General features: G+C 42.5%; 21 protein-coding genes, 21 tRNA genes and 2 rRNA genes. 9 read left to right on the top strand and 35 right to left on the bottom strand.

Annotated features, from left to right (window positions below; translation table 11 throughout):
* Window positions 1-142 precede the first annotated feature (142 nt).
* On the bottom strand, window positions 143-613 hold the full coding sequence (gene ytkD, locus LQ203_RS13025; protein WP_290370581.1) for an RNA deprotection pyrophosphohydrolase: 471 nt from the start codon (window positions 611-613) through the stop codon (window positions 143-145).
* A gap of 122 nt (window positions 614-735) precedes the next feature.
* Window positions 736-1086 (bottom strand): hydrolase, encoded by a 351-nt coding sequence (locus LQ203_RS13020; protein WP_230158763.1) that lies wholly within the window; start codon window positions 1084-1086, stop codon window positions 736-738.
* 235 nt (window positions 1087-1321) lie between these two features.
* Between LQ203_RS13020 and LQ203_RS13015 the strand changes: the two genes are divergently transcribed.
* Window positions 1322-1579, top strand: a complete 258-nt coding sequence (locus tag LQ203_RS13015) for a DUF6154 family protein (protein WP_230158762.1) — start codon at window positions 1322-1324, stop codon at window positions 1577-1579.
* Between the two features lie 108 nt (window positions 1580-1687).
* Here LQ203_RS13015 and LQ203_RS13010 read toward each other — a convergent pair whose 3' ends face one another.
* Window positions 1688-2128 (bottom strand): DNA starvation/stationary phase protection protein, encoded by a 441-nt coding sequence (locus LQ203_RS13010; protein WP_230158761.1) that lies wholly within the window; start codon window positions 2126-2128, stop codon window positions 1688-1690.
* Between the two features lie 124 nt (window positions 2129-2252).
* On the opposite strand from LQ203_RS13010, the gene ytzI reads away from it, so the two are divergent.
* Window positions 2253-2408: a YtzI protein gene (gene ytzI, locus LQ203_RS13005; protein ID WP_230158760.1), complete on the top strand. Its 156-nt coding sequence runs from the start codon at window positions 2253-2255 to the stop codon at window positions 2406-2408.
* Window positions 2409-2454: 46 nt separating this feature from the next.
* Here ytzI and LQ203_RS13000 read toward each other — a convergent pair whose 3' ends face one another.
* Window positions 2455-2928, bottom strand: coding sequence for an S-ribosylhomocysteine lyase (locus tag LQ203_RS13000; protein ID WP_116821104.1), 474 nt, complete (start codon window positions 2926-2928; stop codon window positions 2455-2457).
* Window positions 2929-3104: 176 nt separating this feature from the next.
* Between LQ203_RS13000 and yidD the strand changes: the two genes are divergently transcribed.
* The 3 genes from yidD (at window position 3105) to LQ203_RS12985 (ending at window position 4977) form a co-directional block, all read left to right on the top strand.
* Window positions 3105-3344: a membrane protein insertion efficiency factor YidD gene (gene yidD / locus LQ203_RS12995; RefSeq protein ID WP_230158956.1), complete on the top strand. Its 240-nt coding sequence runs from the start codon at window positions 3105-3107 to the stop codon at window positions 3342-3344.
* A gap of 124 nt (window positions 3345-3468) precedes the next feature.
* Window positions 3469-4404, top strand: coding sequence for a zinc ABC transporter substrate-binding protein (locus LQ203_RS12990; protein ID WP_230158759.1), 936 nt, complete (start codon window positions 3469-3471; stop codon window positions 4402-4404).
* Between the two features lie 216 nt (window positions 4405-4620).
* Window positions 4621-4977, top strand: coding sequence for a hypothetical protein (locus tag LQ203_RS12985; RefSeq protein ID WP_230158758.1), 357 nt, complete (start codon window positions 4621-4623; stop codon window positions 4975-4977).
* A 60-nt stretch (window positions 4978-5037) separates the two neighbouring features.
* Here LQ203_RS12985 and LQ203_RS12980 read toward each other — a convergent pair whose 3' ends face one another.
* Window positions 5038-6102, bottom strand: coding sequence for a DctP family TRAP transporter solute-binding subunit (locus LQ203_RS12980; protein WP_230158757.1), 1065 nt, complete (start codon window positions 6100-6102; stop codon window positions 5038-5040).
* Between the two features lie 141 nt (window positions 6103-6243).
* Here LQ203_RS12980 and LQ203_RS12975 point away from each other — a divergent pair, with 141 nt between their 5' ends.
* Both LQ203_RS12975 and LQ203_RS12970 read left to right on the top strand, forming a co-directional pair.
* Window positions 6244-7854, top strand: a complete 1611-nt coding sequence (locus LQ203_RS12975) for a sensor histidine kinase (RefSeq protein ID WP_230158756.1) — start codon at window positions 6244-6246, stop codon at window positions 7852-7854.
* A complete protein-coding gene (locus LQ203_RS12970; protein ID WP_230158755.1) occupies window positions 7847-8542 on the top strand; it encodes a response regulator in 696 nt (231 codons plus the stop codon). The genes LQ203_RS12975 and LQ203_RS12970 overlap by 8 nt, the downstream gene beginning before the upstream one ends.
* A 51-nt stretch (window positions 8543-8593) precedes the next feature.
* On the opposite strand, the gene LQ203_RS12965 is transcribed toward LQ203_RS12970, so the two are convergent.
* From LQ203_RS12965 to LQ203_RS12935, 7 genes are all read right to left on the bottom strand, one after another.
* Window positions 8594-8740: a hypothetical protein gene (locus LQ203_RS12965; protein WP_230158754.1), complete on the bottom strand. Its 147-nt coding sequence runs from the start codon at window positions 8738-8740 to the stop codon at window positions 8594-8596.
* A gap of 341 nt (window positions 8741-9081) precedes the next feature.
* A complete protein-coding gene (menC, locus tag LQ203_RS12960) occupies window positions 9082-10185 on the bottom strand; it encodes an o-succinylbenzoate synthase (RefSeq protein ID WP_230158753.1) in 1104 nt (367 codons plus the stop codon).
* Entirely contained in the window at window positions 10182-11663 is a 1482-nt protein-coding gene (locus tag LQ203_RS12955; protein WP_230158752.1) for an o-succinylbenzoate--CoA ligase, read from the bottom strand. Before LQ203_RS12955 ends, menC begins: the two co-directional genes overlap by 4 nt.
* Window positions 11664-11748: 85 nt before the next feature.
* The gene (gene menB, locus LQ203_RS12950) at window positions 11749-12567 is read right to left on the bottom strand and encodes a 1,4-dihydroxy-2-naphthoyl-CoA synthase (protein ID WP_230158751.1); all 819 of its coding nucleotides are present in this window, start codon (window positions 12565-12567) and stop codon (window positions 11749-11751) included.
* On the bottom strand, window positions 12568-13389 hold the full coding sequence (gene menH, locus LQ203_RS12945) for a 2-succinyl-6-hydroxy-2,4-cyclohexadiene-1-carboxylate synthase (protein ID WP_230158750.1): 822 nt from the start codon (window positions 13387-13389) through the stop codon (window positions 12568-12570).
* Window positions 13386-15137 carry a 2-succinyl-5-enolpyruvyl-6-hydroxy-3-cyclohexene-1-carboxylic-acid synthase gene (gene menD, locus LQ203_RS12940; protein WP_230158749.1) on the bottom strand — a complete coding sequence of 584 codons (1752 nt, stop codon included), beginning with the start codon at window positions 15135-15137 and terminating at the stop codon, window positions 13386-13388. Before menD ends, menH begins: the two co-directional genes overlap by 4 nt.
* Window positions 15130-16539 carry an isochorismate synthase gene (locus LQ203_RS12935; RefSeq protein ID WP_230158748.1) on the bottom strand — a complete coding sequence of 470 codons (1410 nt, stop codon included), beginning with the start codon at window positions 16537-16539 and terminating at the stop codon, window positions 15130-15132. The genes menD and LQ203_RS12935 overlap by 8 nt, the downstream gene beginning before the upstream one ends.
* A 299-nt stretch (window positions 16540-16838) precedes the next feature.
* Between LQ203_RS12935 and LQ203_RS12930 the strand changes: the two genes are divergently transcribed.
* Both LQ203_RS12930 and LQ203_RS12925 read left to right on the top strand, forming a co-directional pair.
* The gene (locus LQ203_RS12930) at window positions 16839-17759 is read left to right on the top strand and encodes a 1,4-dihydroxy-2-naphthoate polyprenyltransferase (protein ID WP_230158747.1); all 921 of its coding nucleotides are present in this window, start codon (window positions 16839-16841) and stop codon (window positions 17757-17759) included.
* A 140-nt stretch (window positions 17760-17899) separates the two neighbouring features.
* The gene (locus tag LQ203_RS12925) at window positions 17900-18649 is read left to right on the top strand and encodes a TraR/DksA C4-type zinc finger protein (RefSeq protein ID WP_230158746.1); all 750 of its coding nucleotides are present in this window, start codon (window positions 17900-17902) and stop codon (window positions 18647-18649) included.
* A gap of 41 nt (window positions 18650-18690) precedes the next feature.
* Here LQ203_RS12925 and LQ203_RS12920 read toward each other — a convergent pair.
* The 23 genes from LQ203_RS12920 to LQ203_RS12810 form a co-directional block, all read right to left on the bottom strand.
* A tRNA-Glu gene (locus tag LQ203_RS12920) sits at window positions 18691-18762 on the bottom strand.
* Between the two features lie 3 nt (window positions 18763-18765).
* Window positions 18766-18856, bottom strand: a tRNA-Ser gene (locus tag LQ203_RS12915).
* 1 nt (window position 18857) lies between these two features.
* Window positions 18858-18932: transfer RNA gene (locus LQ203_RS12910), tRNA-Asn, on the bottom strand.
* Between the two features lie 12 nt (window positions 18933-18944).
* Window positions 18945-19021, bottom strand: a tRNA-Ile gene (locus tag LQ203_RS12905).
* Between the two features lie 5 nt (window positions 19022-19026).
* A tRNA-Gly gene (locus tag LQ203_RS12900) sits at window positions 19027-19100 on the bottom strand.
* Between the two features lie 4 nt (window positions 19101-19104).
* Window positions 19105-19180: transfer RNA gene (locus LQ203_RS12895), tRNA-His, on the bottom strand.
* Window positions 19181-19196: 16 nt separating this feature from the next.
* Window positions 19197-19272, bottom strand: a tRNA-Phe gene (locus tag LQ203_RS12890).
* 21 nt (window positions 19273-19293) lie between these two features.
* Window positions 19294-19369, bottom strand: a tRNA-Asp gene (locus LQ203_RS12885).
* A gap of 6 nt (window positions 19370-19375) precedes the next feature.
* Window positions 19376-19449 (bottom strand) — tRNA-Met (locus LQ203_RS12880).
* Window positions 19450-19554: 105 nt separating this feature from the next.
* A tRNA-Ser gene (locus LQ203_RS12875) sits at window positions 19555-19647 on the bottom strand.
* Window positions 19648-19669: 22 nt separating this feature from the next.
* Window positions 19670-19746: transfer RNA gene (locus LQ203_RS12870), tRNA-Ile, on the bottom strand.
* A 10-nt stretch (window positions 19747-19756) separates the two neighbouring features.
* A tRNA-Met gene (locus tag LQ203_RS12865) sits at window positions 19757-19833 on the bottom strand.
* 28 nt (window positions 19834-19861) lie between these two features.
* Window positions 19862-19937, bottom strand: a tRNA-Ala gene (locus LQ203_RS12860).
* A gap of 17 nt (window positions 19938-19954) precedes the next feature.
* Window positions 19955-20031: transfer RNA gene (locus tag LQ203_RS12855), tRNA-Pro, on the bottom strand.
* Between the two features lie 11 nt (window positions 20032-20042).
* Window positions 20043-20119, bottom strand: a tRNA-Arg gene (locus LQ203_RS12850).
* A gap of 9 nt (window positions 20120-20128) precedes the next feature.
* Window positions 20129-20217 (bottom strand) — tRNA-Leu (locus LQ203_RS12845).
* Between the two features lie 12 nt (window positions 20218-20229).
* Window positions 20230-20304: transfer RNA gene (locus LQ203_RS12840), tRNA-Gly, on the bottom strand.
* Between the two features lie 8 nt (window positions 20305-20312).
* A tRNA-Leu gene (locus LQ203_RS12835) sits at window positions 20313-20394 on the bottom strand.
* Between the two features lie 8 nt (window positions 20395-20402).
* A tRNA-Lys gene (locus tag LQ203_RS12830) sits at window positions 20403-20478 on the bottom strand.
* 21 nt (window positions 20479-20499) lie between these two features.
* Window positions 20500-20575, bottom strand: a tRNA-Thr gene (locus tag LQ203_RS12825).
* Between the two features lie 10 nt (window positions 20576-20585).
* Window positions 20586-20661 (bottom strand) — tRNA-Val (locus LQ203_RS12820).
* Between the two features lie 10 nt (window positions 20662-20671).
* Window positions 20672-20787, bottom strand: a 5S ribosomal RNA gene (gene rrf, locus LQ203_RS12815).
* A gap of 120 nt (window positions 20788-20907) precedes the next feature.
* A 23S ribosomal RNA gene (locus LQ203_RS12810) occupies window positions 20908-21034 on the bottom strand; the annotation flags it as partial.

Genomic DNA, 21034 nt, shown 5'->3' with positions numbered 1-21034 from the left:
CCTCGGCAGTTTCATTTTCATTGCCAAATTTGTGGCATTACCCGCGGGTTTCTCGCGTTTACTCGTGGGTTCCGGCAATTTACTCGTGAATTTTAGTCATTTACTCGTAAATTTCGTCCATTTACTCGTGAGTTCCGGCAATTCACTCGTTTCTCAGCAAAAAGCCATCATCCAGCCTTGATATGCTCAACGGCACGATTTTATCTTTCATGATGAAACTAAACTCATCGCCAAGTACCTCAGGCAATATATCCAAGAAGATCGGACCGTCGGTTTCCAGGTAATCTTCTTTCTTTTCCACCTCACGTAAATTAGCAAAGTATATCGATTTAATGATTGGTTTTATCGGATCATGTACTTTATATTGTCCCAAAAATCGCAGTTGCCCAACCAATCCCCCCGTTTCTTCATACACTTCCCTTATAGCTGCTTCTTCAATCGACTCTCCTGCTTCTCGCTTACCTCCCGGGAATTCCAATCCCCGCTCTCTGTGTTTAGTCAATACCCACCTTCTCTTATACCTGCTGAGCACAAAAACATGCCAGGACTCCCCAAAAACGGGATCCTCGGAGAATTCCACCATATATCCGTTCTTATCAAAAAACCGGTTCATTTTTCCCCTTCTCTCCATATAAGAAATAATCATTAAATTTATTGGACTCATTACTCATTATATGGATAAAATAACCTACTATCTAGCAAGAATCTTCATCACATCGAAAAAACGATGGCCCCTCAATACTCGAGGCCATCGTCTGTTGGTTTTGCCTGTAAAATCCCCATACTTTCTATATGCTGTCTTCCTTCTTCAGTACCAAGTTGATAAATCATTTCGTAAATTTTTTGGAGTGTGATATCTTGTTTATCATTTTCGCGGTCAAAATGATATTGAAGGTATGGGACATGTGCCCGGTAAAAGTTTTCTTCCCCTATTGAATAATTATAATCAAATAACTCACGTAACTGGAGGACTTCGTTATCGGTGGCCTCAATCTCGAAATTCCACGGAGAACTTTCTCTATCTTGTGTTATCTGCCCATTCGGAAGCCAAATGTAATACTTTTTCCTTTTTTCAGACACATTCATCCACCCTTTCCAAATATCCTACGCTTATTTTTTCACGTAATTCCCCACTTCATACAATGGAAAATTTTGTTTATAGAAGGACAAAGTTGTTAAATAATAGATTAAAGTATCTTTCAAAGGGTAAAACATATAATAAGCCCAAGCATCCTTCAAATTTTTATATGCACCCAGAGGTTTTTTTGATAACCTACATATAAGGAGATAACGGATTTCTAAGAAATGTGAGGTGAAAGTTTTGAAGTTAATTGAAGAATTATACAATATGTACCGTAATAAGTTGACTGGCGATGAAGAGGATATTGATATGCTTACTTTTGCGGTTCTGGAACAACTGGACCGTAAGGAAATTTTCGAATTGCTTCAAGAGATGGATGATCAAGAACTAACTAATCTAATGGGCCTTTACATTATTGAAACATTAAAAGGGAAGTTCGCACAAAGTAGCATGAACGACACGAAACCTACACATTTTCCGCCTAGGAATATTCATTAATACATACTTTGTCAGGTGTCCCTCCTTTGATGGATGCCTTTTTTGTTGTTTTAATTTTCTTCGTCCATAAAAAAAAAGCCCTACCGAAGCAGAGCTTTTCCCTTAACCTTAATGTCCTAAGTACGCACGCAGCATCCAAGCATGTTTGTTTAAGCTTTTCTTCATGCCTGTCAGCATATCAGCTGTAACCGGATCTTCTTCTTCAGCCACTGCAATGATTTCTAAGAACTCTTCAGATAGCTTCTCGAAGTCGTTGATGACGCTTTGAACCATATCTTCAGTATTTTCGTTACCTGTTGCTTCTTCAATCGTAGTTAATACCATGTACTCTTTAAGGGTAGCAACCGGTTTTTCACCAATGGCCAATAGTCGTTCGGCCAATTCGTCATAATTGGATGTCACTTCTACATATAACTCTTCCAATTTTTGGTGAAGTTCAAAGAAGTGAGGTCCATTCACGAACCAGTGGTAATTATGAATTTTCGTATAAAGAACACTGAAGTTTGCAATTTCCTTATTCACTAAAGTTCCTAATTTTTTCTGGGCCATAAATATCTACCTCCGTAAGTTGGTTATACCTTTATGATTCCCTCTATTCAAAAATTGAAACATTTTCTGATCCTGTTCTTATGCTAAAATGAAACTAAAATGGAACCGATAGGAGCTGTAAAGTATGGTTACGGTTTTAGTGATCTCCATCATCGTGATTCTGATTGTATTGGCATTATCCGTTCTAACGATTGGAAAAGGTTACAGCTACAAGCATACAGTGGATCCTATTGATCCTTTGCCTGAAGATGACGCAAAAAATGAAGAGCCCGAAAAATGAAAAAAGTTCCTGTCAATTTAATGACAGGAACTTTTTCATTTTTTTATTAACCGAAAACTTTATGAAGATCTTCTTTATCTTGTGAAAGCCAGAAATTCATTAATTTCTTTGCTCCTTCAAGGTCATGCAATTTTGCTTGCCCGCATTGTTTTTCATTTGCTGCAGGAATTTCTGTAATTGTAACGGCATCCTTGAATGTATCTTCAAGAACATCGATTATTTCCGTTACTGTCGGCTCACCGCTGACCACAAGGTAATAACCTGTTTGACATCCCATAGGCGAAATATCGATAATATCAAAATGATCGTATCGTTCAGAATGCTTACGGATATTGAATGCTAGCAAATGTTCCAATGTGTGGATCGTATCAGGCTTCATCGCTTGTTTATTCGGCTGGCAAAAACGGATATCAAATTTATTAACAACACCATCTGTTCCTACCTTATGGACACCGCAATGTCTAACATATGGGGCTTTAACAGCGTTATGATCTAATTCAAAGCTTTCAACTGAAGGCATTTAATTCACTCCTTAATAGTATGTCATCTCCATTTTACCTTGAATAACAATATATTTCATCCTTTAAAATTAATTCTTATTATTCAGCTCGGATTTCCAATATGTTTACCTTATTGGAAATTTAGAAAATATGCTATAATTGGAGGTAGTGAATTTACTCGAAAAGGGATGAAAACATTTTGAAAAAAATATTAATGGGAATCATCCGTTTTTACCAAGTTGCCATTTCTCCATTAAAACCACCCACCTGCCGTTTTTATCCGACTTGTTCCCATTATGGATTAGAAGCGATAAATCGGTTCGGTCCGATAAAAGGAAGCTGGTTAGCCATCGTCCGGATTCTTAAATGTCATCCATTTCATCCAGGAGGCATTGACCTTGTTCCAGAAAAAAAGAAAAAAGGTGAAAATCATTAGAAAAAACCTTGCTTTCTTGTGTAATCTTTTGTATTATACAGAAGTCAAATCGGAATCATTTCGTTTTTAACATATAAAACTCAAATCGTAATCAATACGAATTATCTAATAAGGAGAGTTATACATGAAAAAAAGAGTACTACTCTCCCTTTTTCTAGTTACAGCGCTATTTCTTTCAGGCTGTGGCAATTTAAAGGGAGAAACTAACCATACTGATAAAAACATTTTAAACGTCTACACGACGGTTTACCCTTTACAATACTTCACGGAAGCTATTGGCGGGGAGTACGTAAACGTCGAAACGGTATATCCCCCCGGAACGGATGAACACTCGTTTGATCCCTCTCAAAAGGATATTGTAAAAATGGCTGAGTCAGACCTATTTTTCTATATTGGTTATCATCTTGAAGGCTTCGTAACCAAAGCTAAACCGATTTTAAGCAAAGAGGGCGTCACCACAGTCGCTGTAGGTGAAACGGTTCATCTAGATGAAAATGAACACGAACATGCACATGAAGAAGACGGTCATGATCATGGTGGCGTTAATCCCCATTTGTGGTTGGATCCCATCTATTCCATTGAAATGGCTAAAAGCATCAAGGAAGAATTAACGAAAAAAATGCCTGAACAGGAAGAATATTTCAACAGCCGATTCAACGAACTTTCCGAAAAGCTGAAGGCACTCGATAAAAAATTCGCGACGACAATCGAATCTGGCCGTACCAATAAGATCATCGTTTCGCATTCCGCTTATGGTTATTGGGAGGAACGATATGGACTTGAACAGATTGGTGTCACAGGGCTAACGTCTTCAAACGAGCCTTCTCAAAAGGATCTGGAAAAAATCGTTACCATGGCTAATAAAGAAAACTTGAACTATGTCATCTTTGAGCAGAATATCAGTTCAAAATTAACAGAGATCATTCAAAAGGAAATGGGAGCAAAATCACTTACGCTCCATAACCTTTCCGTATTGACGGATAAAGACATTGAAGCCGGTGAAGATTACTTCAGTTTAATGGAAAAAAATATCAAGACACTGCAAACTGCATTGAAATAGACGAAAAAGAAGCGGATCCCTCTGAATCCGCTTCTTTTTTGTACCCCGGCACTTTAAAGAGTTCATTTTCGTTTTGTCAGCTTTCAGCAATTTGGAGTTTCGGTTCTTGACAAAGCAAATTGATTGCTGATAGCCTCTTGTTCTTAAGTAACCTGTGATAAGCTTTAATTATTACAATTTATGAAATAATCAAATTAAGTATAGAGAGGGGAGAATATGAAAAAGATCATAAATGGAAGTTTAGTGCTTCTACTCCTATCAATGCTAGTTGCGTGCACGGATGAAAAAGATGATTTCGCTAGAATTCATCCGAATCTTTTGCCTAGTGAGGGTCATAAGTATTCGCTCCAAGCCGTTGGTAAAGAAATTACATTTGATTTACTAGAAGAGAGTAATATAACCAATGTGAGCCCAATTACAAATGAAGCATCTTACAAGTCATTGAATGAGCACTATCCAAAACTTGAATTAAAGAAAGAACCTGCATTCATCGTGTTCGATGAAAATGGTTTGGTGTTAAAAACATATGATTATGAAGAAATGATTGATTTTTTACAAAATCAAGACGAGTAATTCTATCGGGAACGATAAAGAAAAAGGGAACCCCTTTCAATGGGGATTCCCTTACGTTCGTTATTCTTTTAAATACTTCTCGCGAATTTTCTCCATTTTCCTCATCAATTCCGTTCCAATCGTAGCCTCGAATTCTGGATAGATGACCGTCATCTCATCCATCCACTCTTTCTTTTCTTCATCTGACAATGTATAAATGTCGATGTTAGATTTTTGCTTGATTTCCCGAAGTTGCTCCTGATTCAATTCATTTGATTTGATCCATAGCCATTTGGTTGTATCGTCCATTGCTCGTTGGATTTCCTGCTGAATATCCAGTGGAAGCTTGTCCCAAAACGGCTTGTTTATCATGACGACATACCCTAGATACCCGTGATCACTGATCGTTAAATATTTTTGCACCTCATATAATTTCTTGGAATAGATATTCGAGATCGTATTTTCCTGGCTGTCCGTCTTATTGATTTCAAGACTTTTAAACGTATCATTAAATTCCAGCTCCGATGTGGTTGCCCCAAAATGCGTGAATTGGCTTTCCAGGACTGCACTTGGCATGATTCTAAAATTCTTTCCTGCAAAATCACTTGGATGCCGTATCGGTTTATTACTTGTAATCTGCTTGTAGTTATTCGACCAGAATGCGAGACCCTCGATATCCATGGTATTTAAATGCGTAAGCAGCTCTTCTCCCACTTCTCCATTCAAAGCTTCCTGCAAGGCAGCGTCGGTAGGAAAAACGTAAGGAAGGTCCAAAAGCATCCATTTTTTTGATATGTTCGTAATTTTGGATGTAGTTGGAGCAATCATCTGTACCTTGTTTTCGTGTAACGCATCGATTTCTTCATGATCACTATATAAGGATTGATTAGGATAAACTTCAATTTTGACACGATGATCTGTATATTCATCCACAAGTTTGGCGAATCGGTTCGCAGCCAGCCCTTTAGGTGTATTTTCTGCGACGACATGACTGAACTTAATTACGATCTGATCCTCCATCCCCACCTGCTCCTCATCCTTCGGCAAATTGAAACCGAAGCTGGTAAAGAACGATTGAAACGATATATAGACGGCTATCAAAAGCCCCATGCCAATTAAAATGAAATACCCCCATAATGCACGCATATCGACAACTCCTTACCGCTCACTTCATATTATTTCTATTCTATCACAGCCATTTTACTGTCGTAATACAATGCGCGAAAAACAGCGAAAAGAGATAGAAATTCTGTTACTATAAAGTATAGAAGTAATGGAGGAAAAATAATGGATAAATCCTTTCATATGCCCATTCAATTCAAAATCACCCTGCTATCATTCGTAATCGTCGCTTTTTCGATACTTATAGGCGGGATTTTTATATTTGGAAATATCGTTTCAGTCAGGGAAGACGAAATCGGCAAACGCTCCATGATCACTGCCCACACCATTGCCGAGCTCCCTGAAGTTCAAAAATTTGTTCGCGAGCCCGAAGGCTGGAAGCAACTGAACCCGATGATTGAAAACTTAAGGAAATTCCATCAAGCAGATTATATAGTTGTGCTCAACAATCAGCATATACGCTATTCACATCCAGTGTTCAGTCAATTGGGGACCCCATCGAACAGCAACGACGAAAGCGCTGCCTTTGCTGAACACGAGTACATTTCAAAGGCGGCTGGCGAACTAGGCATTTCCATACGTGCCTTTGTCCCGATTCTTGATAAGGAAAACGAGCAAATCGGCGTTGTTCTGGTTGGGAATATCTTGCCGACAATCCCGGAATTAATCAAGGATTTGAGAGGCGAAATCGCGATTATCCTTTTTCTTACACTTCTATTCGGTGCATGTGGTTCATGGCTCATGGCCAGGCAGATAAAAAAAGAGACCTTCCAACTTGAACCACATGAAATTACACGGATGTTAGTCGAAAGGACCGCTGCCTTCAATGCCATGCATGAAGGGGTCATTGCCATAGATAATAATCAGACCATCACGATTTTCAATGAAAAGGCTAAGCAAATATTCAAAATTAACGGTGCGGTAATAGGCAAGAATATCAATGATATTATACATGATACCCGTCTCCCGGAAGTGCTCGACCGGACATCCCCCATCTTCAATCAGGAAATCTCGGTTCAAAACAGGAATATTGTAAGCAACCGGGTACCGATAAAGATTGCGGATAAAACGATTGGTGCCGTGGCCATTTTCCAGGATCGCACCGATGTGACGAAGCTTGCTGAAGAGTTGACCAGTGTCAAAGCATTCGTTGAAGCCCTGCGCGTTCAAAACCATGAGCATATGAACAAACTTCATACGATAGCAGGATTGATCCAGCTGGGGAATCTTGACGAAGCACTGCATTACATTTTTCAAATCACGGAAGAGCAAGAGGAATTGACCAGGTTTTTAACGAAGCATATTCACGATGATAATATTGTGGGGCTTATATTAAGCAAGATCTCTTTGGGACGGGAACTCGGAATCGAACTCATAATGGATAAGCACATGAAATTGGACCACTTTCCAACTGATATGGATCATCACGATTTTGTTTTGATAATCGGAAACTTGATCGAAAATTCTTTCGCCGCGCTAAAACATTGCGAAGAGGACATAAAACAGGTTTATCTATCCATCTACCAGGATGAACGACATTGTCAAATCGTCCTCGAGGATAACGGACCCGGTATTCCCGAGGACATTCATGAAGATATATTCGAATATGGTTTTACAACAAAAGGTGCGGAAGGATCAGGAATTGGCCTTTATTTAATAAATCAAATTGTAAAAAAAGCGAACGGCGAAATGAAATTCACGACACGGCATAACGAAGGGACAAGCTTTTTTCTTTCCTTTCCCATGCATGATATAGAGGAGAACCAAAATGACTAATGAAATTCGTGTACTTTTAATTGAAGACGACCCAATGGTCCAAGAGGTTAACAAACAATTCATCGAGCGCCTGCCTTCTTTTAAAGTCTTTGATACAGCTTCCAATGGACTTGAGGGTCTGGAAAAAATCAGGCAGTCTAAACCCGATCTTGTCATTTTGGACATCTTCATGCCTGCTTTAAACGGGGTTGATACACTCTATCAAATAAGAAAAGAACAAATGGATGTGGATGTCATCATCATTTCGGCAGCCAATGACCAGAAAACGATCCGAAAAATGATACAAAACGGGGCTTTTGACTATTTAATCAAGCCATTTAAATTTGAAAGGCTAAAGCATACGCTTGAACAATATTTTGCTTTTCGGATGGAGGTTGAACCGGACCATCAAATCTCTCAAAATCAACTCGACCGAATTCTCTTTCAAAATAAAACACCTTCTGAAACCAGTCCGAAATACGATGTTCCTAAAGGATTGAATGGTGCGACGCTTGAGCAAGTGACGAAATTCATAAAAACGATGCCTGGAGCCTTATCCGCAGAAGAGGTGGCCGATGGAATTGGAATTGCCAGAGTTACAGCCCGGCGCTATCTTGAATACTTACACGACGAAGATGTCCTTCAGCTTGACGTCCAATATGGAAGCATTGGCCGTCCGGTCAATAGGTACCGGCTAAAAAAACAGTAAAGCACATGGGGACCGGTCAGAACGTAAAAGCGGTTCCCTTTTAGTTTTCAATTAAGCACCCGTCTTTCGATTATATTGACCCCATTTTCTCTTCAAAAGAAACAGTTCACACTCCTCCAATGCCGTCAGTTCTTTAATGACATAGTCGGGCATACCCCTTCTTAATAGGATTTCTGCGATAAGGTACGGTTTTTTCATATACTCTCCCTCCCTTTTACTTAGTTTTTATACTTTCATCTCATTATACAAAATAATCCATTATAGAAAAAATAGACAAAGCCCCATTTTCCAAAAAAAATATTCATCATCGCGCCATTTAAAGGAAATGACATTTTATAAAAGCATTAGAGGGCCAATGTAAAATATTTGTTAGTATCCTATTAAAATCATTTACTAAAAGGGTGGGTTATCCGTCTAAAAAGCACTAAATGGGTGAAGAAATATATACCGAAGATTTAAAAGGCATGCAGCAGATAAAGCTGTCAGAGGAATATCATTACATTTAAAAAGAGGTGGGATATGCACCTCTTTTGATGTTTTCATTTGTAAATTTTACTATATGTAGTCAAATCTTTTAGCCGCTTTTCATTGATGGAAAAACCGATTCCGGCTTTTTTTGGAACCTGGATCATGCCATCTTCGACAATGACTTCCGGATTGATTATATCCCCTTCCCAATAGCGGGATGAGGATGATATATCCCCGGGAATCGTGAACCCTTTTAAAGTGGCAAGAGCGATATTATGGGCACGTGATATGCCAAATTCAATCATCCCCCCGCACCAAACGGGCACGCCATTTTCCACACATAGATCATGGACTTTGACCGCTTCCGTCCAGCCGCCGACTTTTGCCATCTTAATGTTGATAACCCCACAGCTCCTGAGTGACATCGCACTTTTGGCGTCATGATATGAATTGATGCTTTCATCTAGGCAAATAGGTGTCTGCAATTGTTTTTGCAAAATGGAATGTTCAACAATGTCGTCATGACCTAGCGGCTGCTCAATCATCATCAACTTAAACACATCAAGCTTCTGCAGATGTGGGATGTCATCAAGAGTGTACGCTGAATTGGCATCTGCCATTAGTGGGATATCGGGATAGGCCCGACGTATTTCCGCTAAAAACTCCAAATCATTTTGAGGATTGATTTTTATTTTATAACGCTGATAACCGAATCCGGAAAAATCCTCGATTTGGTGCATCGCATCTTCTATATCATTGGAAGCAACAACTACACCAGCGGCCACTTCACTTCGTTCGCCGCCAAACAGCCGTCCGAGATAGACATCCTTCTGCTTCGCATATAGATCAAGAATTGCCTGTTCTAGAGCCGACTTCGCCATTGCATTCCGTCTGATTCCGCTCCATAAGCCCGGCAGCTCATCAGGATGTCCAAACTGACTGGCCAATGTCAACGGTATTAAGAAATCACCCAACATATGAAAGCAGGTTTTGATCGTTTCCTCGGTATACCAAGGACTTGAAAAAGGAACGGCTTCTCCGTATCCAATCAATCCATCTTTATCCTTGGCCTCGACAATTATCACTTCCCGTTCACTTACCGTTTCGAGATGCGTCTTAAATGGCCGCTTCAAGGGGGCCTTAATGACCTTTAGGGAAATGGAGGATAACTTCATTGCCAGTCCCCCATTCTCTTCTTCAGTTCCCTTCTCAGCAGCTTGCTTGCACCATTCCTGGGAAGTTCCTCGCAAAAAATCACGTTCCTGGGGATTTTATAGGGTGCCAAGAATTCCCTGCAATACTCCAGCAGGTCGTTCTCTTTTTGATCCGCTCCTTGATGCAAGACGACAAAAGCAAGTGGTACCTGTCCCCATTTTTCATCTTCAGTCCCCGTCACTCCCGCTTCGAAAACATCAGGATGCTTACTAAGGACACTTTCAATCTCCGCCGGATAAACATTTTCTCCGCCGGATATGATCAGATCCGAGCGTCGGTCAAGCACATATAAAAAGCCTTCCTCATCTAGAAAACCAAGATCCCCGGTATAAAGCCATCCATCTGCAATCGCCTGCTGTGTAGCGTCCATACGATTGAAATAGCCTTTTGTCACATTCGGACCCGAAACCACGATTTCCCCCGCTGCACCGGGTTCACAAATATTGCCGTCCAGCTCTATCCGTAACTGCGAAGGGAACAATGGTTTTCCCGCTGATCCGATTTTTGTCATGCTATACTCCGGTGCCAGTGTCACAATCTGTGAAGACGTTTCGGTCATCCCATACGTCTGATAGACGGGAATCCCTTTCTCCTTACAAACTTCAAGTAAATGAACGGGAGCAGGGCCGCCGCCTAACAGCATACAGCGAAAGGCATCGGGATAGCTTGTCTCCTTCAAATCACGCAACAGCCTGTTAAGCATCGCCGTCACGACCGAGATGATCGTCACGCCATTCTCCTGAATGCTCTGGTTTGCTTCCCTTTCATCAAACCTCTCTGCCAAAACGACCTTCATGCCATAAATCACATTTTTCATCAAGATGGATAGTCCGCTAATATGAAAGATCGGAACGGCACAATACCAAGAATCATCCTCATGCAATCCAAGGTTTAAAACCGACCCGACGGCACTCCACCAATGGTTGCCGAATGTTTGGATCACGCCTTTCGGATTTCCTGTCGTACCCGATGTATACATGATCGTAGCCGTATCATCAAGATAAAACTCCTGCAAAATCTCTGCCGCTCCTCCTTCAGGCAATTCTTCCATTAAAAGAGGGTGTAAATCCGGAAGTATCTCGGCAACATCGGAGAGTTTGTCGGAGAAGGAACCTTCTGAAACCAAAAAGCCCGTCTCACTGTCCTCAATCTGCCAGGACAGCTCTTTTGCCGTTAATTTATTATTCAGCATCACAATTTTCACACCGAGATAAAATAGTGCATGGATCAAGACCACACCATCAATATGGTTACGGAGTAAAACCGCGCATGAATCGCCAGCCTTCAGACCTTTAATCGCTAGCTTTCCAGCCATCTTCTCTGTTAATGTATGTAGTTCAAGAAAGCTATACGTATGACCTTCAAACTCGATTGCCGGACGATCCGGTGAAAGATGCGCCCGATTTTTCAGCCAGTTCGGCAACTTTTCTTCTGCCATGGTTGCTTACCCTCCTATATTTAGATATAGAAAACAGCCCGGCGATTATCCGCCAAGCTGCAGTCTCATCGATTCACACGTTCCATTAAGGGAAACGAGGGAATTGCCCAAAGTCCGGATTGCGTTTTTCCTTGAATGCATCGCGGCCTTCTTTTGCTTCTTCTGTTGTATAGTATAAAAGTGTAGCGTCGCCAGCCAATTGTTGAAGACCTGCAAGGCCATCAGTGTCAGCATTCATTGCCGCTTTCAAGAAACGAAGTGCCGTTGGGCTCTTCTCAAGCATTTCTTCACACCATTTAACTGTTTCCGCTTCTAATTGGTCTAATGGTACAACCGTGTTGACCAATCCCATATCCAACGCTTCCTGAGCATTGTATTGACGGCATAGGTACCAGATCTCACGTGCCTTCTTATGGCCCACGATACGCGCTAAGTAGCCAGAACCATATCCTGCATCAAAGCTCCCCACATTCGGTCCAGTTTGTCCGAAAATCGCATTGTCAGCAGCAATCGTCAAGTCGCATACCACATTCAGGACATTACCGCCACCAATTGCATAACCTGCAACCATAGCTACGACAGGTTTTGGAATCACGCGAATCAAGCGTTGCAAATCAAGAACGTTAAGACGTGGAATGTTATCTTCACCAACATATCCGCCATTTCCGCGTACTTTTTGGTCTCCGCCTGAACAGAATGCTTTGCCGCCTACACCCGTTAAAATAATGACACCTATGCTCGAATCATCACGCGCTCTTGCGAATGCATCAATCATTTCAGCAGTCGTTTTTGGCGTGAATGCATTATGTACATGTGGTCGGTTGATGGACACTTTCGCGATCCCATTATATTTTTCATATAAAATTTCATCATACTCACGTATAGTTTCCCATTGTATCGTCATCTAAATTCCTCCTTGATTTCGTTTTAAAAACTCACTTATTATTTTACCAAACTTTTCTCCATCTTCCACATGAATCGCATGCCCGGCATCACTTATTATTTTCCATTCAGCCCGCTTTAGCTTTTTATTCATCATATCCGCTATTTCACAAAACTTTGGGTCGAGTTCACCTGTTATAAGGAGCACAGGAAAATCAAGGGTATCGAGTTCATCCCAGTAAGAAGCTTGACTGCCAGTCCCCATACCAAGAAGGCTATTTGAAAGACCAGTAGGGACATTGGCTAACCGCTGCTCCCTTATGGACAACCTTGTTTTGGATGATAGCCTTTTTTGGCTTTCAAACAGCGGGATGTTTTCCCATTGATCAACAAATGCTTCCATGCCATTTTCAAGAATCCGTTCGGCAAGCTTCCTATCATTTTGCCTTCGGATTTCCCGTTCCTCTTCTGTTAAAAGACCGGGTGAAGCGCTTTCCAAAATCAATGTATCGACAAACTCAGGATACAAACAGGCAAAACCCAATGCAAGCCTTCCCCCCATGGAGTATCCAAGGATATGGGTTTTCGGGAAATGCAGCTTCTCCAAAATATACTTGAGATCTTCAGCCACACGTTCCATCTCATATCGATGAAAATCCGCTGGTGCCGCAGACATGCCATGGCCAATAATATCGACCATGATCATGGTATATCTCTCATGTAAAAACGGAATGAGGAATTTCCACGTATCCCGATTTCCCGTAAATCCATGTAAAAGTACAAGCGGTTCTCCATTTCCCGTTATTTCAACAGCATAAGTGACATCCTTGCAGACAATATTCATGATATTTCCCTATCTAATACCATTTTTATTTCCTGGGAAACAAAACTCCACAAATTTCGATGCATCTGGACATTGGATTCTCTTTCTGTTGGTACTTCGATTATTTTCAAACCTTGGATTTCAAACGACTCTATAAATACCTTCTTTAACTCATCCCAATTTTGCACTTTGTTGTATTTACCGCCATAAAGCTGGGCAGTATGGGAAAAATCAAGCCCATGAGGCGTGCCGAATAGAGTTTCGAAATGTTCTCTGTCATTTGACTGCGGCAAGAAGGAGAATATTCCGCCTCCATCATTATTAATCAGCAATATCGTGATATTTTGTTTTTGAAGTTTTGCCGCAAGTAGGCCATTCATATCATGGAAAAAGCTTAAATCCCCGATTGCCAGCACTGTATTTTTCGATACCGTACTTACCCCAAGCGCAGTGGAAACGACACCATCAATGCCATTCGCTCCACGATTTCCAAAGGTTTTGATTCCTTTTCCATTATTCAAAAAGAACGTATCCAAATCACGTATCGGCATACTATTACCGACAAATAATGTGGATTCCATTGGCATCATATCCTGTAGGAGGGAGAACAGTTTGCCTTCACTTAACTCCTCTTCATCTCGAATGGAGGCTAACGCATTCTTTGTCGCTCCGTTGACTGTTTGCCATAATCCAAGCCATTCATCATCAGCGGCATCCGTAATTTTTTCACCAACACGTTTACAGAAATCTTTCTCATCGCAGTAAATCATGTTCGTTGCCAAGCCGGCTGGTTCGCGCCACCCCGCTCCGCCATCGACGACCAAAGTGATGGCTTGTTTTTGTTTTTTCATGAATAACAATAAAGGTTTAGAAACAGGCATTGCCCCGAAACGCAAGATCACGTCTGGCTTGAAAGCAGCCTTCGCGGCTTCATCGCGTAGAAACGTATCGTATGTATCAATAATGATGGCTTTGTCGTGACTCCCGCTTCTTAGCTGGGAAAGGGGGTCAGCCAGTAACGGAAAACCAAGTTTAGCCGCTAATGCGACGATGGCTTCCTTCATCTCTGGTTGCGGTAATTCCCCACACACTATGATGCCTTGCTTCGCTTGTGACAATGTAGCTGTCACAGCTTCTATTTGTGATGCGGACAGTGAACGTTCTCCACTATCGATCAACACGGCAGGTGCCAATTTATTTTGCCTATATGCCTTTGCTTCCTCCAGATTCGGAATCAGTGGTTCACGAAGCGGAAAATTCAAATGTACAGGTCCAGCAGGTTCAGTGGCCGCAGTAGCTACTGCCCTTGCACCGATCGTTCTCGCATACCGCATCATCTCATCTGTACTTTCAGGAAGTGCCATTTCGACAAACCATTTAACTTGCCTTCCGTACAGATGAATCTGATCGATTGCCTGTGGGGCACCGACATCACGCAACTCATGCGGACGATCGGCTGTAAGTACAATAAGTGGCACCCTTGAATAGAAAGCTTCAATGACGGCTGGATAAAAGTTCGCAGCCGCTGTACCGGACGTACAAAGAAGTCCGACAGGTTCTTTTAAGGCCTTGGCGAGACCAAGGGCAAAAAAAGCGGCCGATCGCTCATCCACATTAATATGAATCTTGATATCAGGATGTTCTACGAGCAACAAAGCGAGAGGCGTAGATCGTGACCCTGGGCTCACGACCACATGTTTCATCTCATTTTGTGCCAGCTCATCGACAAATGAAGCAGCATACGCTGTCAATGCATCTCGGTCATTCATTAAGGTTTCCTCCTAAAGCACTTAACATCGGATTGAATTTAATTCCCGTTTCCCGGAATTCACTTTCGGGAGTTGAATCCTCCACTACACCGCATCCCGCAAAAAGCGATGCCTCATTATTCTGTATTAGAGCAGAACGTATCCCTACAGCAAATTCTCCGTTCCCATACGTATCCACCCAGCCTAAAGGGCCCGCATAAAAGCCGCGTTCAAGACCTTCCATTTCCCGAATTCGGACAACAGCCTTTTCTTTTGGAAGTCCCCCCATAGCCGGTGTTGGATGGAGATTTTCCACGAATTGAAAAATAGTGACACCTTCTTTGGATAGACCATGTACCGGTGTATACAAATGCTGAATATGGCGGTTTTTCATAAGTTCCGGTTCGGCTGGAACCATTACCTTTTCACATACAGCATCGAAGGCCTTTGATATCATCGACACGACATATTGGTGCTCCTGCAAATTCTTTTGGTCATGAAGCAATTCTTCACCAAGACTAACATCTTCTTGCTCATCTTTCCCTCGTCCCATCGATCCAGCAAGACAGGTTGAAAAAACTTCATTTCCCTTTTTCTTAATTAATCGTTCAGGAGTGGCACCGACAAAACAGTCACCGCCCGCCTCCAAACTGAAAATATAGCTTAATGGCTGTTCAGCAATCAATTGCTCAAGCACTTTCCCAGAATCAATGGAACGCTCGAACTCAAGTCGTAGCTCCCTTGCCAAAACAATCTTGTCGAGATCTGTCGTCTTGATTTCCTCTACGGCCTCTGCGACCGTATGCTTCCATCCCTCAGGGTCGACCTCCCTCTGCTTAAGCAGGGAATTGGAACCCAATCCAGTGCCATCCAAGCTTTCAAAAAGGAAAGCTTCCCGTTCATTTATCATATCTATGAAGAGTTTTTCTGAATCATCAGGTGAACAAAGTAAGTTTGTCGTTAAGTAAGCTTGTTTCCCCACTATTGAAAGCATGAAGGCAGGTATATAAAACAGGTTATCCCCAAATTGATTCCAAAGGAGCGTACTGTTAGATTCATAATCAAAAGAAAAGCCCCCAAACAGTAAAGGACCGGTCGCTTCTACATCGGTCACCCCTGTTTTGACAGCAGTATTCTGCAGTTTGATCCAGCTCTTTTCGACTTCTCTATAACGTTCGGCATTTGATGCCGCTTTGATTTTCTTAACATTGCCTAAACCAGTGATGGTTATTTCCTTTGCAGGGTCCTCCCAGAAAAAGCGTTCACCCGCATACCGTTCTCTTCCAGCTTGATAAAATGAAAGGGGGTTCGTGCAATTAACTTTCTTAATATGACTGAATAGAACTTGATCATTCAAGTCCTTCGCCTGTTGTATAGCTGAAGCCAGCCCCTGAAACTGTTCAGTTTCTTCTGAGATAGCCAAAAAAATCCCCCCAAATGTACATTTTAAAAGCTTTTTTACCTATTTAAAGATACACCTCCCTTCAACCCAATGTCAATAAAACGCCCCTTTACCGAACGATTCATTCCTGCTTTTTTCCTTATTATATGAATCTTAGCGAATGAAGAGAAATATCCTTGTTTTTGGAAGTGAATTAACCTGGAAATCCAATTGACACCATTCCCGACTTTTCCTACACTTATTAGGATAACCTTTTGTGCAACATTTCAATATTTGTTATACTTTTGAGACAACCAATAATGATTTTGAGGAGAGAAATAATGCAAACAGAATACGACGAAATTCCCCTTAAACGGACCTGGAAGATTTGGTGGGAGTTAATTCGTCCACATACACTAACCGCTGCTTTTGTCCCAGTCTTACTTGGAACTGTGATTGCGCTTTTGGAAGATGGCGTAAATTGGCTGCTCTTCGCAGCCATGATGGTTGCAAGTATCCTGATTCAAGCTGCAACAAACTTATTCAATGAATACTATGATTTTAAAAGAGGCTTAGATACGAAGGAATCCGTCGGAATTGGCGGCGGAATCGTCCGCCATGGGATGACCCCTAAACTCATCATGACCCTAGCTCTTGGCATGTACGCCATCGCACTGATACTTGGAATCTATATCTGCGCTGCATCATCTTGGTGGCTTGCTGCAGTAGGACTCGTCTGCATGCTTGTCGGTTATCTTTATACAGGTGGCCCCCTGCCTATCTCATATACACCTTTCGGGGAACTTTTTTCAGGATTGTTCATGGGCTTTTTGATCATTTTGATCGCCTTTTTCATTCAAACCGGTTATGTTTCTTCAACTGCTATCTTAATTGCCATACCAAGTGGAATATTAGTCGGGCTGATCAACCTATCCAATAACCTCCGTGACCATGATGGAGATAAGGCACATGGCCGCAAAACGATGCCGGTGGTGATGGGCAGGAAAAATGCCCTTACATTCATGGCTATCATGTTTGCCTTCTCTTACCTATGGCTTGTTGGGCTAGTCCTTACTGGAAGTGTAACAGCGTGGGTTCTACTGGCATTCCTAAGCATTCCAAAAGCCATGGCAGCAATCAAAGGCTTCGTCGGTAAAACACAGCCGATCACGATGGTACCAGCAATGAAAGCCACGGCCCAAACAAACACCTTCTTTGGCTTACTTATGGTCATAGGATTATTCATCAGCTATCTTATATAATCTTCAAGGACTGAGCTCATTCCGCTCAGTCCTTTTTCAATCCTCCATTTGTTTTCCCTTACTCCGATTCGGGTAATAGATAATACGACCCTCTTACCCATATTAAATGTGTTAACGACTATAGAAGGAGTGAAATGGATATGGCAACAATACAGCAAACGCAAATGTTAAAACATGAACTGCTTAAAGAAAAAGATGAACTCAGAAATAGAATACAAAATGATGAACAATCGGTTCTGAATAAAAGCCAGACGGAATCCGTAGGGGAATTATCATCTTATGATAATCATCCGGCTGACCTTGGAACTGAACTATTCGAGATGGAACGGAATCAAGCACTGGATGAGCATGCACAAATTGAAATGGATAAAATCGAAGAAGCATTGAATGCTATAGAAGAAGGGTCATATGGACATTGTAAAACCTGCCATACAGAAATCCCTGTTGAAAGACTTGAAGCAATCCCAAGCACTCTATACTGTGTCGAGCATGCCCCAGAACGAAGAACTGTACAAGATCGTCCAGTTGAAGAGGACATACTGATCCCATCCAAGGGAGATCATTTTGAAAATCGTCATGGAAAAGATTTGGTCGATAAAGAAGATAGCTTTGGTGAAGTTGCCAAATTCGGTACATCCGAAACGCCTTCTGATTACACAGGCGATCATGACAATTATAATGATCTTTATAAAACCGAAGATGAAACGAATGGATTTCCTGAAGAATATGAAGGATTTGCCGCAAATGATATCGAAGGAAAAAATAGAGTAGATATTCCGAACAAAAAGCAAAGGGAATATGAAGATGCACTGACAGAAGAAAATGTAGATTCCCAGCTAGGAGACATCCCCTATAAACAAAAAGATAGTTATATCAAGGAAAAGAAATGAAAAAAAGAAGCATACATTGATGTATGCTTCCTTTTTTGTTATGACCCGTACGGGATTCGAACCCGTGTTACCGCCGTGAAAGGGCGGTGTCTTAACCGCTTGACCAACGGGCCAAATGGCGGAGAAGGAGGGATTTGAACCCTCGCGCCGCTCGCGCGACCTACACCCTTAGCAGGGGCGCCTCTTCAGCCTCTTGAGTACTTCCCCATGGCTCCGCAGGTAGGACTCGAACCTACGACCGTTCGGTTAACAGCCGAATGCTCTACCACTGAGCTACTGCGGAACAATATGAATATGGTGGGCCTAAATGGACTCGAACCATCGACCTCACGCTTATCAGGCGTGCGCTCTAACCAGCTGAGCTATAGGCCCATATTTGGAGCGGGTGAAGGGAATCGAACCCTCATCATCAGCTTGGAAGGCTGAGGTTTTACCACTAAACTACACCCGCGAAATGGGGCGACTGATGGGAATCGAACCCACGAATGCCTGAACCACAATCAGGTGCGTTAACCACTTCGCCACAACCGCCGTAATTTGAAAAATATGGTGGCTCAGGACGGAATCGAACCGCCGACACAAGGATTTTCAGTCCTTTGCTCTACCGACTGAGCTACTGAGCCACGTATGTATTAAATTGAAAATGGCGGTCCCGACGGGAATCGAACCCGCGATCTCCTGCGTGACAGGCAGGCATGTTAACCGCTACACCACGGGACCTAATAATTGCGGGGACAGGATTTGAACCTGCGACCTTCGGGTTATGAGCCCGACGAGCTACCGGACTGCTCCACCCCGCGACGGTAATAATGAAACGATTTGCATCAAGTTTTCGTGTATACTTGTTTATTCCGCTTCCTCTATGTAAGGTTGTTTCAAAACAACTTGCTGCTTTTTTGAAAAAATGGAGGAGGTAGAGGGATTCGAACCCCCGCGGGATTTGACTCCCCTGTCGGTTTTCAAGACCGATCCCTTCAGCCGAACTTGGGTATACCTCCACGGCTTGTAAAAAAATGCATATGGTGGACCTTGTAGGACTCGAACCTACGACCGGACGGTTATGAGCCGTCTGCTCTAACCAGCTGAGCTAAAGGTCCTTATATTTATTGGTAGCGGCGGAGGGGATCGAACCCCCGACCTCACGGGTATGAACCGTACGCTCTAGCCAGCTGAGCTACACCGCCAAAATAATATAAGTGTTTGAGTGAAAAATGGTGGAGCCTAGCGGGATCGAACCGCTGACCTCCTGCGTGCAAGGCAGGCGCTCTCCCAGCTGAGCTAAGGCCCCATTCATTAAAAATCACGTGGTCGGGAAGACAGGATTCGAACCTGCGACCCCTTGGTCCCAAACCAAGTGCTCTACCAAGCTGAGCTACTTCCCGCAAAAAAAACATGGTGCGCCCGGCGGGAGTCGAACCTACAACCTTCTGATTCGTAGTCAGATGCTCTATCCAATTGAGCTACGGGCGCACATTATAATGGTGCCGAGGACCGGAATCGAACCGGTACGGTAGTCACCTACCGCAGGATTTTAAGTCCTGTGCGTCTGCCAGTTCCGCCACCCCGGCACATACGAAAAGTGGAGCGGAAGACGGGATTCGAACCCGCGACCCCAACCTTGGCAAGGTTGTATTCTACCACTGAACTACTTCCGCATGTAAGATGCGGGTGAAGGGACTTGAACCCCCACGCCTTGCGGCGCCAGATCCTAAGTCTGGTGCGTCTGCCAATTCCGCCACACCCGCATATAAAATGGTGAGCCATGAAGGATTCGAACCTTCGACCCTCTGATTAAAAGTCAGATGCTCTACCAACTGAGCTAATGGCTCGTGCTTGTACTACCTAAAAGATGGTGCCGGCAAGAGGACTTGAACCCCCAACCTACTGATTACAAGTCAGTTGCTCTACCAGTTGAGCTACACCGGCAGGTGTAAAATGGTGGAGGATGACGGGATCGAACCGCCGACCCTCTGCTTGTAAGGCAGATGCTCTCCCAGCTGAGCTAATCCTCCATATATAACTGCTTGGCGACGTCCTACTCTCACAGGGGGAAACCCCCAACTACCATCGGCGCTGAAGAGCTTAACTGCCGTGTTCGGAATGGGAACGGGTGTGACCTCTTCGCTATCGTCACCAAACAATGTTAACATTTTTTCAAGACATATATTATTATAACGTCTTTTTGAGAAAATGCAAGAAGAAATTTTCATTCCTTCAAAACTAGATAATATCAGAAGGTATATCATTTTTTTAAAGCGTTGGTTAAGTCCTCGATCTATTAGTATCAGTCAGCTCCACATGTCGCCACGCTTCCACCTCTGACCTATCAACCTGATCATCTTTCAGGGATCTTACTAGCTTGCGCCATGGGAAATCTCATCTTGA

The sequence above is a fragment of the Peribacillus sp. Bi96 genome, assembly GCF_918698115.1.
GTDB lineage: Bacteria > Bacillota > Bacilli > Bacillales > DSM-1321 > Peribacillus.
Note: the sequence above shows the minus strand (reverse complement) of the source record. Positions and strands in the feature narration are given on the sequence as shown.